This window comes from Erythrobacter donghaensis, from assembly GCF_002155425.1.
Lineage (GTDB): Bacteria > Pseudomonadota > Alphaproteobacteria > Sphingomonadales > Sphingomonadaceae > Erythrobacter > Erythrobacter donghaensis.
This window is the reverse complement of the sequence record NZ_MUYG01000006.1, coordinates 77,825-89,718: the sequence shown is the minus strand read 5'-3', so window position 1 is coordinate 89,718 and position 11,894 is coordinate 77,825. Positions and strand designations below refer to the sequence as shown.

Below are 11,894 nucleotides of genomic sequence, written 5' to 3'. Positions count from 1 at the left end.
AAGATCGCGCGGGAGGACAGGATGCACCGGAAGATTGCCGCACTGGCGCTGGCAAGCGGGCTGGCGGGTTGCGCCACGATGGAGCGGGAAGTCTCGCCCGACATGGTCGCCGAGGGGCCAATGACCTGCAACGCGGCGGCAGCGCAGTCGCATATCGGCCATGATGCGACTCAGGCGATGGGCGCGGCGATCCTCAAGGACAGCGGCGCGTTCAGCCTGCGCTGGGGCCCGCCGCGCAGCGCCTGGACGATGGACTACCGCGAGGACCGGGTGAACGTGCGCTACGACGACGCGATGAAAATCACCGAGATCACCTGCGGATGAACACGCGGCGCTGGGCGACCTCGGGCTCACCCTTTGAGGTCACGTTCGGCTTTGCGCGCGCGGTGCGGGAAGGAAACCGCATCATCGTCGCGGGCACCGGGCCGGTCGAGCCCGATGGTTCGACCACGCAGGGCGATGCCGCCGCGCAGGCGGAGCGCTGCTGCGCGATCATCGCCGCCGCGATTCAAGAGCTCGGCGGGAGCGCGACCGACGTGGTGCGCACCCGGATGCTGCTGACCGACCCGCCCGATCAGGACGCGGTCGGCGCAGTCCATGCGCGCTGGTTCGGCGCGGCCCGTCCGGCAGCGACGATGGCCGGGGTGGCGTGGCTGTGCCGCCCCGAATGGCGCGTCGAGATCGAGGCCGAGGCCGTGGTGGACGCGGCTCAGGACTGAGGCCGGTCGAGGCGCTGGCTGACCAGCGCGATCAGTGCCTCGAGATCGGACAGCGCATCCAGCTCCTGAGCGCTCACCAGCACTTGCGGTGCGCCCTCGCCCTCGGCCACAAGGATCGCGGGCAGCGAAATCGCGAGGCCGGGGAAGGCCGCTGCGAAGTCGTCCTTGTGGTGGAACACCTTGGCGAGCGGCTGGGTCTCCAGAAACGCCCGCCACGCGCCGTGCATCGAGACCCAGCCATAGGTCAGCGCGCAGAGCGAGCAGGGGTAGGTCGCCGGACGTACAACCTTCCACACCGCGTCCTTGACCGCATTCAGCAAGCCGCTGTCGGCGTTGTAGACCAGGATCAGGCGCGCGTTAGCAGGGTTCATGACAGTCTATTCGCATCAAGGTGCCTGCAAGGTTGCAGCAAATCGTCTGCGCCTAGCAAAATTCCGCCCCGGCGCGCCGCGCGCCAGCCTTTTCCCCGCTGGCAAACCCGGTTAGAGCACCTCGCCATGCAAGGACAATTTCAACTCACCGAAGACCAGCTCGCGATCCGCGAGGTCGCCGAGCGCTTCACCGCCGACCGTATCACCCCCAACGCCGCCGAGTGGGACGAAAAGCACATCTTCCCGCGCGACGTGATCAAGGAAAGCGCCGCTCTCGGTTTCGGCGCGATCTATGTGTCCGAGGAATCGGGCGGGATCGGCCTCGGCCGGCTGGAGGCGGCGCTGATTATGGAGGCGATGGCCTATGGCTGCCCTTCGACCAGCGCCTTCATCTCGATCCACAACATGGCCGCCTGGATGATCGACCAGTTCGGCGGGGCCGAGGTCAAGGCGAAGTATCTGCCCGACCTCGTCACCATGGAGAAAATCGCCAGCTACGCCCTGACCGAGCCCGGCAGCGGGTCGGACGCGGCGGCGCTCAAGGCCTCCGCGCGGCTGGACGGCGACCACTATGTGCTGAACGGCACCAAGCAGTTCATTTCGGGTGGCGGGGTCAATGATGTCTATGTCACGATGGTGCGCACCAGCGACCACAAGACCAAGGGCATCACCTGCCTCGTGATCGACAAGGACACCCCCGGCGTCAGCTTCGGCGCGCCGGAGAAGAAGCTGGGCTGGAACGCCTCGCCCACCGCGCAGGTGATCTTCGAGGACGCGCGCGTGCCGGTCGCGAACCGCGTCGGCGACGAGGGTGAGGGCTTCCGCTTTGCGATGATGGGGCTGGATGGCGGGCGGCTCAATATCGGCGCCTGTTCGCTGGGCGGGGCGCAGCGCTGCCTGGACGAGGCGATCGCCTACACGAAGGATCGCAAGCAGTTCGATCAGCCGGTCGCCGATTTCCAGAACACCCAGTTCATGCTGGCCGACATGGCGACCGATCTCGAGGCGGCGCGCGCGCTGCTCTACCTCGCGGCGGCCAAGGTGACCGACAACGCGCCCGACAAGTCGCGTTTCTCCGCGATGGCCAAGCGGCTGGCGACCGACAGCGGCTCGAAGGTCGTCAACGACGCGCTGCAATTGTTCGGCGGCTATGGCTATCTGAAGGACTATCCGATCGAACGTTTCTGGCGCGACCTGCGCGTGCACTCGATCCTCGAAGGCACCAATCAAGTGATGCGCATGATCGTGGGCCGCGATCTGCTGCGCCAGTGATGGGCACAAGGCTTGCCCTGACGACGCTGGTGGTGCCCGATTACGATGCGGGGGTCGCCTTCTTCGTGGACGCGCTTGGCTTCGAACTGATCGAGGACAGCGATACGGGCGGCGGCAAGCGCTGGGTGGTGGTCGGCGGGAAGGCTGGTGGCCGCCTGCTGCTCGCCAGAGCTGCCAATGACGCGCAAGCCGCCGCGATCGGCAACCAGACCGGAGGGCGGGTGGGCTTTTTCGCGCATACTGATGATTTCACAAGCACTCAGGCACGCCTCGTCGATGCGGGGGTGACATTTCACGAGCAGCCGCGCCACGAGAGCTATGGCACAGTGGCCGTGTTCAGCGATCCTTTCGGCAACCGCTGGGACCTGATCGAACCGAAAGACATGGGGCAATGACCGACGACGTGTTGATCCGCAGGAATGGCCCGATCGGCCATATCAGCCTCAATCGGCCCAAGGCGCTGCACGCGTTGACGCTGGAGATGTGCCACGCGATGAGCGCTGGCCTGACCGAATGGGCGGGGGATGACTCCATCAAGGCGGTGATCCTCGACCATGCCGAGGGCCGCGGGTTCTGTGCGGGCGGCGATATCGCCTTCCTGCGCGATTCGGCGCTGAATGATGGCGGCGTGTCGGGGCGGAAGTTCTTCCACGACGAATATCAGCTCAACCACCAGATGTTCACCTATCCCAAGCCGATCGTCGCCTTCATGGACGGCATCACGATGGGCGGTGGCGTGGGCATCTCGCAGCCCGCCAAGTTCCGGGTGGCGACCGAGAACACTCGTTTCGCCATGCCCGAAACCGGGATCGGCCTGTTCCCCGATGTCGGCGGCGGCTGGTATCTTTCGCGCCTCGGGCGGCGGCTGGGGCAGTTTCTGGCGCTTACCGGCGCGCGGCTCGACGGGGCGGAGTGCCTGTGGACGGGGCTAGCGACGCATTATGTGCCGCACGAAATGCTCGAAGACATCAAGGCGCGCATCCACGATCATCCTGACCGGATCGCGGGCATCCTCAGCGAGCCGGTGGGCACCCCGCCCAAGGCGCGGATCGAAGCCAATGCCGACAAGATCGCCAAGCATTTCGCCTCCGACGCTTACGAGGACATCCTCGCCAGCCTGGAAGCCGCCGCCGCCGCTGGCGACGACTGGGCGATGAAGGAGCGCGACACGCTCGGCACCAAGAGCCCGCAGACCTGCAAGGTCGCGCTGCGGCAACTGGCCGAGAGCGCCACGCTCACCGACTTCGCCGACAACATGCGCATGGAATATCGCATCGCCAGCCGCGTGCTCACCCGTCCCGATTTCGCGGAAGGGGTGCGCGCGGTGATTATCGACAAGACGGGCGATCCCAAGTGGAATCCGGCCACCCCCGAAGGCGTGACCGACGAACTGCTCGACGCAATCTTCGCAGCCCTGCCCGAGGGCGAGGAATGGAAACCCCTATGACCTACGAAACCATCACCGCCGAAGCCGACGCCCAAGGCCACAAGGGCGTCACGCTGCTGACGATCAACCGTCCGCAGGCGCTGAATGCGCTCAACTCCAAGGTGCTCGAAGAGCTGATCGCCGCCTTCGCCGCCTATCAGGCCGACAGCTCGCAGCTCTGCGCGATCCTCACCGGCAGCGGCGACAAGGCCTTTGCGGCCGGCGCGGACATCAAGGAAATGAGCGAGAAGGCCGCAGCCGACTTCTACCTCGACGACTTTTTCTCGCCGTGGACGTCCGAGATCGTCAAAAAGACCCGCAAGCCGTGGATCGCGGCGGTCAACGGCTTCGCGCTGGGCGGCGGCTGCGAGCTGGCGATGATGGCGGATTTCATCATCGCCTCGGACAAGGCCAAGTTCGGCCAGCCCGAGATCAAGCTCGGCGTCGCGCCGGGCATGGGCGGCTCGCAGCGCCTGACCCGCGCGATCGGCAAGTCGAAGTCGATGGAAATGTGCCTCACCGGCCGGATGATGGGTGCGGAAGAGGCCGAGCGCAGCAACCTCGTCGCGCGCGTGGTGCCGCATGAGGAATTGATCGCCGAAACGCTCAAGACCGCCGCCACTATCGCGTCGATGCCGCCGATGGCGGTGATCGCCAACAAGGAAATGGTGAATTCGGCCTTCGAGATGACGCTCGATCAGGGCCTGATCGTCGAGCGCCGGATCTTCCAGATCCTGACCGCGAGCGAGGACAAGGCCGAGGGCATGGCCGCCTTCATCGAGAAGCGCGAAGGGCAGTGGAAGGGGCGGTAAGATCAACCGTCACCCCAGCGAAAGCTGGGGCCTAGTGCGGCAAGCGCTGCATCAGGCAGCTCTGGGTCCCAGCTTTCGCTGGGATGACGAGAGAGGGGAACAGTTATGAAAATCGCCTTTATCGGCCTCGGCAACATGGGCGGCGGGATGGCTGCCAATCTGGTCAAGGCAGGCCACGACGTCCGTGCCTTCGACTTGAGCGAACCCGCGCGTGCGGCGGCCGAGGCTGCGGGGTGTTCCGCCTTCGCCACCGCCAAGGAGGCCTGTGAGGGCGTCGAAGCGGTGGTCTCGATGCTGCCCAATGGCGCGATCGTGAAACAGGTCTATTGGGACGATGTCATCGGCCAAGCCCCTGAAGGCGCGATCCTGCTCGATTGCTCCACCATCGACGTCGCCACCGCGCGCGAGGTGATCGAAGTAACCGAGGCGCATGGCTACCGGATGGTCGACGCGCCCGTCAGCGGCGGGATTGCGGCGGCGGCGGGCGGGACGCTGACCTTCATGGTCGGTGGCTCCGACGAGGCCTTCGCCCGTGCCCAGCCGATCCTCGCTGCGATGGGCAAGGCGGTGATCCACGCCGGCGCGGCGGGCAACGGGCAGGCGGCCAAAATCTGCAACAATATGCTGCTGGCGATCCACATGATCGGCACCTGCGAGGCCTTTGCCATGGCGCAGAAGCTCGGGCTGGACGCGCAGACCTTCTACGACATTTCGAGCGTCTCAAGCGGCCAGTGCTGGTCGATGACATCCTATTGCCCGGTGCCCGGCGTGGGTCCGGTGACCCCCGCCGACAACGGCTATCAGGGCGGGTTCGCGGCCGGGCTGATGCTCAAGGACCTCAATCTGGCGATCGAGGCGGCCACGAGCGCGGGCGCGAAGGTCGAACTCGGCAAACATGCCCGGTCGCTCTACGAAGCCTTTGCCAGAGACCACGCCGCCACCGATTTCTCGGGGATCATCGAAACACTTTAGCAGATCGCTCTATTGCGCCGCCAAGCCGGGGCAGCGCCCTGCCGCCGCTGCGCGCAGGCGTGCGCCCGCAGCGGCATCGCGGCGGGTGAGCGCGCGCAGGCTCTGTTCCAGCACCTTGCAATCGAACGCCGCTCCCTTGGCAAGGCTCTCGGCAGCAATCGCGCTGAAGGCGGCAGGCGGCATCACCCGCGCGCCGCGGCGCAGGAACAGCGGGTGCCAGCGATCTCCGCCGGTGACGATCGCCACCAGCGTGCGCTGACCCATCCCGTCAGGCTCGCCCAGCACCGCCGGGCCGAGCTCTTCGAGCAACGCGTCGGGGGTGCGATCCATCAGGAACAGCGCGGCATAGCGGCGCGCGGCTTCCGCCGCGTCGCCCGCCGAGAGTGCGAGCCGGAGCACCGCCTCCTGCGCCATCGGTTCGCGCCAGCCGCGCTGGCCCGCGACCTGAATGGTCCGCGCGGCCTCATCCAGCTTGCCCGCCTTGGCCTGCGCTACGGCAAGCAGCGAGAGGTTTTCCGCCGGCAGCGGGCGGCGGCGCACCAGCCGCTCAACCTCGGCCAGCGCTGCGGCGGGATCATCCCCGCTGGTCGCGGCCTGCGCCACGCGCGCCTGCGCGTAATTGCGCAAAGCCTCGGGCACCACGCCAACCAGAGCTCCGCGAGAGCGCGATCCAAGATCGAACTGCAACAGCACCGTCAGCAGCGCGGTGGCGGCGAGCGCGGTGAGCCAGACGATTCGCCCGATCATGCCAGCGCCCTCCGGTCGCCCTGCGCATGATCGAATGCGGTGCGGGCGAGCAGCAACAGCGCCAGCCCCGCGAGCGCGAGGATCGTCTGATTGCGCAGAGGATAGTCGGTGATCGACTGCAAGGCGATGGCCAGCAGAAAGGCGCTGCCGCTCCACGCCACCCAGCGCTGCGAGGAGCGCCGCACCCGCCAGCTCAGCCAGCCGATCAGCACCATCCACGCCGCCGCCAGCGCAAGGCCGGGCGCACCTGCCTCGATCGCCAGCTCGATGTAGTCATTATGCGCCCGCCCGGCGCGGCGCTTGGTCAGGTTTTCGAGCGATTCGTCGACCTGATAGATCTCGTCGAAGGTGCCCATGCCCGCCCCCAGCGGCCAATAACGCTCTGCGCTGAAGGTAGCGTCGTCCCAGATGAAGCGGCGCGGATCGTCCTTGGCCTCGAACCGTTCGAGCGTCGCGCCGATGCGGCCCGGGGCGGAGGACATCATCAGCGTGCCGAGGCCGGCGCCGAGCACGGCCAGCGCGCCCAGTCCGATCAGCACCGCGCGCCCCGCCGAGCCGCCGCGACGGCGCTCCGCCAGAGCACGGGCGAGGCCGAGCGCGATCGGCAGCAGCGCCAGCACCACCCCGGTGCGCGACTGGGTCAGCACCACCGCGAGCAGCAGCAGCGCGCTGACCGCCAGCCGCGCAGGCAGCACCGCCGGATGCGGACGCGGGGCAGGCAGCAGCAGCGCGAGCGCAAGCGCGAAGATCAGGAACAGCGCAGTGGAATTGCGGTTGGCAAAGGTGCCGAGCAGGATCTCTCCCGGCGCGGGAGAGCCGTAGAAGGTGCCCGCATCGCCCGCAGCCCCAAGCTGCACCGCGCCGAGAATCGCGGTCACGATGCCGCAGCCGACGATGATCCATCCCAGATCGATCAGCCGTGCGCGCGGAAGCCTCCAGGCCGCCAGCAGCACCGCCAGCGGGGTGACCAGCGCGGTCAGCGCCAGAGCCGTGCGCAGCGGATTGACGCTGAACGGCCTCCAGCCTTGCGCGCCGCCTACCAGCTCGAGCGAGCGCTCCACCAGTGTGCGACCGGGGAGGGAACGCCAGATCGATTCGGGCAGGGGCACCAGCTGGAGCAGCGGCAGCGCCAGCGTCGCGAGGATCAGCAGGCGCAAGGCGAGCGGCGATTCGCGCCAGAACGCGGCGCATTCCCGTGGGCGCAGCGCCAAGACAGCCAGCGCGGCCAGCTGCACGGTGAGATTGGCCAGCGCTGCACCGATCCCTCCGCCACCGGCCAGAAAGGCGACCAGCAGCAGAACGATGATCAGCGGAAAGGTGATTCGGTCGGCCGGGTGTCGGTCCAAAGGTCGATTCTCGCGGAGAAAGGCACCGGGGGAGGCAGGGCGTCGTGCCCGCCTAAGCAAAACGCCCGGCACATCGTACCGGGCGTCCTATCTTTGCTGGAACTCGAAAGCTCCCAGAAGGCTTGATCAACAAGCGCCCGGCGAGGCGCAATCATCATCATCGGCCGCGAAGTAGATGCCGAGGCCGATCAGGACAACAGCGCCGATCCCCAGAGGGATCGCGAGGCTCGAACCTTCTTCCTGACCTTCACCGGCAGCCGCACGGCCGAGGCCCGGAGCAGCATTGCTGACCGAGTAGACAGCGCCGCTGTCGCCAGCGCGGGTGTTGGCCTGAGCCACGATCGGCGCAGCGACGAGGCCGAGTGCAGCGGTTGCAGCCATCAGGCGAGTAGCGGTCTTGATCATGGTTAAGCCCTTTTCATAAAACTCTTGGGATTTGGACTACCGCAATGCAGCAAGCTTTGCAACCCGCTGATAGCCCGAATTGGTAAAGGATTTCCGTTTTCCCGTCGTGCGCCAGCAACATATCGCCGTATCAGGGCTGCCGCAGCGCGGCCTGCGCCGAATCGAGCAGGGGTTCGAAGCGGTCGATATCCCCGCCGAGCAGCACGGCCTCACCCCTGAGCAGCCAGGCATGGGCTTCAAAGCGGCCATCGGGATGCTTGGCCGCGCCGACCACGATCTCGCTCGGCAAGCCCTTGCGCATCAGCCAGCGCTGGGCCGCCATGGCCTGAACGAGGCAATCCGCGCGCCAGGGGACCCGCATGGCCATGGCCGAAATGAAGGCGGCGACGTGCCGGTAGTGACTGTCGGCCTCTTCGGGCGACGAGTCTGGCGCAGCGGCGGCACCAGCCCGAGCGCTCTGCGCGTTGCGCCGGAAGACCTCCTCCGGACGCGTGCTATGGAGAAACAGGCGCGCCCGGGCGAGCTCCAATCCCGCCCGCACAGCAGACGCCGCAAAGCGCGGGAACGGCATGGAGTGGCGCAGCCTCATCGCGGCGCGTCCAGAGCGAATCTCTCATCACAGGCCGACGACATGACCGGCCCCCGGCCGCGTTCAGTGGCGGACGATGAGACCATTTTCGGCAAGTTCTGCGAGGAAGCGGCGCAGGTCCTGTTCGACAGTCTCGCGCTCCACATCGTATTTTTCGAGGATGGTATCGCACACTTCGGCCACCGGCTGTCCGGCCTTGAGGCCCTCCCACAGCAGGCTGCCGACGGGGTCGAGCCCGTAATAGGTGCCGTTGCCGAGATGCAGGATCACCGTCTCACCACCAACCGGGTTGGCGATGGCATCATCACTGAGGCGCCAGCGTTCTTGCAATACATCGGTGCTCAAGAGTGGTCTCCAATTTCCTTGCGCCCCTTTTGCACGGTTGCCGGCTGATGTGAAGGCGCAGTCGGTGCAAGGCCCTGCCTTGCTTGCACAAGGCAGGCAAATCTGCGACCCACCCGGCCATGTCCGGACCATGGAATTGGCGATGCTGATGCAGCAGGCTCTCGATCAGGCCGCAGAGGAATTGTGGCGCGAGGGGGTGTGCACGCTGCCGCAGGCGGTCGATCGGGCGGTGCTCGCCGACTGTCTCGCGCAGCTTGAGGCGCACCACCCGCGCCTGTTCAAGCCCGATGCGACGGCCGATAAACTGTTCGTGTCGACCGGCCGGTTCTACACCGCGGTCGAGATCGGCGAGGCGCTGGCGCGGCGCGAGGTGCTGCTGCCCGCCGCGGTCGAAAGGGTGCTCACCGCTGCGCTCGGGCCCGATTTCGTGTTCGATTCGTGGGGCGTCATCAATGCCTTGCCCGGCGCGGCGGAGCAGCACTGGCACCGCGACGGGGGGATCCTGTTTCCGGGCCATCCGCTCGAAACCATGCTGCCCGCCACCGCCGTCACGCTCGCTATTCCGCTGGTCGAGATGAATGACGAGACCGGCACCACCGGCTTCGCGCGGCGCACACACCGGGCGGGCGACCATCCCGAATTCCCCGATCACGAACCGCGGGTGCCGGTGGGTGATGCGCTGCTGTGGGATTACCGGGTGTTCCACAAGGGCATGACCAACCGCAGCGCGATTGCCCGTCCGCTGATCTATGCGACGCTGTGCCGCGACTGGTGGAGCGACACGCAGAACCACGAGGGTCAGGCCCGGCTGCTGTTCGCGCGTTCCGCTTGGGAGACGCTCGACCCGGCCCTGCGACCGCGCTTTGCACGAGCGCAATTGATCGACTGACGGCGCCTAGCTCCGGTAGCTTTCCAGCAGCTTGGTGACGTGCCCCAGCGCGTCCATCTTGTCGCCGAACCTGTCGGGATACCGCTCCATGATCGCGACCGCGATGTCCTCGAGCGTGCGCCCCTCGCCGACCAGTGCCAGACAGGCAGCGTCGATCGCCATCTGCGCGGTGGCTTGCGGCACCTGATCATGCGCATGCGGGCGCAGACGATCGGGCGAGAAGACCGCGCCCTTGAAGGTCGACTGGCGGAACCGCAGCGTCTCGGCGCGCTGGGCGCCCGGGGCAATGTCGGTGTCCCACGACCAGATATACTTGCCATCGACCATCTGCACGCGGATGCGGGCGGTCAGGCCCTCGCCAGCCATCAGCCTGACCGGCTGTTCCAGCGGCAGAAACTTCTGCTGATAGACCAGCGGCGGTTCGCCGGGGCCATTGCAGAACCGCAGACGCTCACCGATTTCCGCTTCGAACCAGATCAGCAGGCCATGCACCGTATCGGTCCGGTCGGCGACGAACTCGACCGTCGCATCGACATTGGGATCGACGATCGTCCGGTAGTCGAGCGTGGCGAAACTGGCGGGCTGTGCGACGAAGGCTGCCGGTTCCAGCTGGGCCGGAGCGCTGAGGTTGACGGCGTAGGGGTGCCCGGCGCTCAGATCGAGGCCGTAATTGTTCGACAGCCACGGGCGTACGCAGGGCTGGTAATGCCTGGGCGAATGCACCGGAGCGATGCGCAGAGTGTCGCGCATCGGGACAAGGCGTCCGCCCTCTGCCAGCAGCCGCGTACGCGCATCGACGATCGAGGCGATGTGATGTTCGAACAGCGGCGTGATGCCGCGGATGTCGGAGACGATCACGTCCGCCTTGCGTTCGGGCGTATAGCGGGTCGAGATGTCGCGGATCACCGTGATTTTGTTGGCGCAGCCGTTGGCCTGCGCCATCGGCATGATCAACTCGACCGCGGGATCGGGCTCGATCGCGATCACCTCGCCTGCCCCATACTTGCAGGCCAGCATCGAGAAGATGCCGAATCCCGCCCCGATGTCGATCACGGTGCAGCCCGGCGTGATCGCGCGCTTCAGCGCCTCGGCATAGACCGCCATGCGCGGTTCGCACTCGATCATCAGGCCGAAGGAGGCAATATCGTAGCCAGTCGGACGTCCCATCAGTCGTTCATCGCCTTTCTGCCCATGATCGGGCGGGTGCCATTGCTGCCCAGACAGGCAAGGATCATGGCGTGCAGATCGTTCATGCACGCAAAGTCGTGCGGGTAGGTCAGCCGGTAGACCGGGATCGCATTGGCCAGCATCGAGCTCTGGCCGAGCCGCCGGGCGGCCTTGGCCTTGTCGGACGGATCGAGCGCGAAGCTTTGCTCGACAATCGCCATGCAGGCTTCGCTCGGCCGCATCAGTTCGGCGGCGAGCGGGTCGTCCTCATATCCGCCGGCGAGGAAGAACAACCCCGCAATCGGTGCCGAGGGGGCAGGCTGTGCCGCGATCGAGCGCAGGTCGACCCGCTGCTTTTCGGAATAGTGCGCCATTGGCGAGGACGCCGCGGCATCGCCGAACACCTCGGCGATCGTCTCGGGATAAAGGCGCAGGCTGGGGTAGACCGCGCTGCCGGTGTAGCCATGCGGGCCTTCGTGCAGCACCACCGCGTCATCGCCGTGCAGCCGGTGGCCAGCCCGGTGAAGGCTGGCCGCAAGGGTCGATTTGCCCGCGCCGGTTTCCCCGAGGAAGACCGCCAGCGCGCCGTCGATCTCCACGCCGCTGCCATGCAGCACCAGCGGGCCCTGCTCGGCGACGATGCGCGGCGCCACGTGGTCATACAGGAGATGCTCGATATCGGCCGGTGTCGCTGCGGGCTGGACATCGAAGACCGTTATGCTGCGCTGCGCCATGGCGATCAGGAACCGCGCCAGCCCGGCGAAGGACAATACGCATTCGCCGGGCCCCAGCACGAGGCAGGAAGGAAAGCCTTCGGGATCCTCGTCCGCAAAG

Annotated in this window: 16 protein-coding genes; 8 read left to right on the top strand and 8 right to left on the bottom strand. The window is 66.8% G+C overall.

Annotated elements, in window-relative coordinates:
• Window positions 1-21 precede the first annotated feature (21 nt).
• Both BZF59_RS01780 and BZF59_RS01775 read left to right on the top strand, forming a co-directional pair.
• Window positions 22-324: an I78 family peptidase inhibitor gene (locus BZF59_RS01780; protein WP_086606533.1), complete on the top strand. Its 303-nt coding sequence runs from the start codon at window positions 22-24 to the stop codon at window positions 322-324.
• Window positions 321-719, top strand: coding sequence for a RidA family protein (locus BZF59_RS01775; protein WP_086606532.1), 399 nt, complete (start codon window positions 321-323; stop codon window positions 717-719). The genes BZF59_RS01780 and BZF59_RS01775 overlap by 4 nt, the downstream gene beginning before the upstream one ends.
• Here the strand turns inward: BZF59_RS01775 and BZF59_RS01770 are convergent.
• Window positions 710-1,090: a hypothetical protein gene (locus tag BZF59_RS01770; protein ID WP_086606531.1), complete on the bottom strand. Its 381-nt coding sequence runs from the start codon at window positions 1,088-1,090 to the stop codon at window positions 710-712. The two genes, BZF59_RS01775 and BZF59_RS01770, sit on opposite strands and share 10 nt — an antisense overlap.
• A gap of 126 nt (window positions 1,091-1,216) precedes the next feature.
• Here BZF59_RS01770 and BZF59_RS01765 point away from each other — a divergent pair, with 126 nt between their 5' ends.
• The 5 genes from BZF59_RS01765 to mmsB all read left to right on the top strand — a co-directional run bounded on the left by BZF59_RS01765 (window position 1,217) and on the right by mmsB (window position 5,572).
• Window positions 1,217-2,362 (top strand): acyl-CoA dehydrogenase family protein, encoded by a 1,146-nt coding sequence (locus tag BZF59_RS01765; RefSeq protein ID WP_086606530.1) that lies wholly within the window; start codon window positions 1,217-1,219, stop codon window positions 2,360-2,362.
• On the top strand, window positions 2,362-2,757 hold the full coding sequence (locus BZF59_RS01760; protein WP_086606529.1) for a VOC family protein: 396 nt from the start codon (window positions 2,362-2,364) through the stop codon (window positions 2,755-2,757). Before BZF59_RS01765 ends, BZF59_RS01760 begins: the two co-directional genes overlap by 1 nt.
• Window positions 2,754-3,809, top strand: coding sequence for an enoyl-CoA hydratase/isomerase family protein (locus BZF59_RS01755; RefSeq protein WP_086606528.1), 1,056 nt, complete (start codon window positions 2,754-2,756; stop codon window positions 3,807-3,809). The genes BZF59_RS01760 and BZF59_RS01755 overlap by 4 nt, the downstream gene beginning before the upstream one ends.
• Window positions 3,806-4,600, top strand: a complete 795-nt coding sequence (locus tag BZF59_RS01750) for an enoyl-CoA hydratase-related protein (RefSeq protein WP_086606527.1) — start codon at window positions 3,806-3,808, stop codon at window positions 4,598-4,600. The genes BZF59_RS01755 and BZF59_RS01750 overlap by 4 nt, the downstream gene beginning before the upstream one ends.
• Window positions 4,601-4,705: 105 nt before the next feature.
• Window positions 4,706-5,572 carry a 3-hydroxyisobutyrate dehydrogenase gene (mmsB, locus tag BZF59_RS01745; protein ID WP_086606526.1) on the top strand — a complete coding sequence of 289 codons (867 nt, stop codon included), beginning with the start codon at window positions 4,706-4,708 and terminating at the stop codon, window positions 5,570-5,572.
• A gap of 9 nt (window positions 5,573-5,581) precedes the next feature.
• Here mmsB and BZF59_RS01740 read toward each other — a convergent pair whose 3' ends face one another.
• From BZF59_RS01740 to BZF59_RS01720, 5 genes are all read right to left on the bottom strand, one after another.
• On the bottom strand, window positions 5,582-6,319 hold the full coding sequence (locus BZF59_RS01740; protein ID WP_086606525.1) for a hypothetical protein: 738 nt from the start codon (window positions 6,317-6,319) through the stop codon (window positions 5,582-5,584).
• A complete protein-coding gene (locus tag BZF59_RS01735) occupies window positions 6,316-7,665 on the bottom strand; it encodes an O-antigen ligase family protein (protein ID WP_143738060.1) in 1,350 nt (449 codons plus the stop codon). Before BZF59_RS01735 ends, BZF59_RS01740 begins: the two co-directional genes overlap by 4 nt.
• A 126-nt stretch (window positions 7,666-7,791) precedes the next feature.
• Complete coding sequence (locus BZF59_RS01730) at window positions 7,792-8,070, bottom strand: hypothetical protein (RefSeq protein ID WP_086606523.1); 279 nt, start codon at window positions 8,068-8,070, stop codon at window positions 7,792-7,794.
• A gap of 130 nt (window positions 8,071-8,200) precedes the next feature.
• Complete coding sequence (locus BZF59_RS01725) at window positions 8,201-8,641, bottom strand: lasso peptide biosynthesis B2 protein (RefSeq protein WP_245805988.1); 441 nt, start codon at window positions 8,639-8,641, stop codon at window positions 8,201-8,203.
• 81 nt (window positions 8,642-8,722) lie between these two features.
• Window positions 8,723-9,004, bottom strand: a complete 282-nt coding sequence (locus BZF59_RS01720; RefSeq protein WP_158094250.1) for a PqqD family protein — start codon at window positions 9,002-9,004, stop codon at window positions 8,723-8,725.
• Window positions 9,005-9,134: 130 nt separating this feature from the next.
• On the opposite strand from BZF59_RS01720, the gene BZF59_RS01715 reads away from it, so the two are divergent.
• Window positions 9,135-9,893 carry a phytanoyl-CoA dioxygenase family protein gene (locus BZF59_RS01715; protein WP_158094249.1) on the top strand — a complete coding sequence of 253 codons (759 nt, stop codon included), beginning with the start codon at window positions 9,135-9,137 and terminating at the stop codon, window positions 9,891-9,893.
• A 6-nt stretch (window positions 9,894-9,899) separates the two neighbouring features.
• Here BZF59_RS01715 and BZF59_RS01710 read toward each other — a convergent pair whose 3' ends face one another.
• Window positions 9,900-11,060, bottom strand: coding sequence for a 50S ribosomal protein L11 methyltransferase (locus BZF59_RS01710; RefSeq protein ID WP_086606520.1), 1,161 nt, complete (start codon window positions 11,058-11,060; stop codon window positions 9,900-9,902).
• Window positions 11,060-11,854 carry a hypothetical protein gene (locus tag BZF59_RS01705; protein WP_086606519.1) on the bottom strand — a complete coding sequence of 265 codons (795 nt, stop codon included), beginning with the start codon at window positions 11,852-11,854 and terminating at the stop codon, window positions 11,060-11,062. Before BZF59_RS01705 ends, BZF59_RS01710 begins: the two co-directional genes overlap by 1 nt.
• Window positions 11,855-11,894 lie beyond the last annotated feature (40 nt).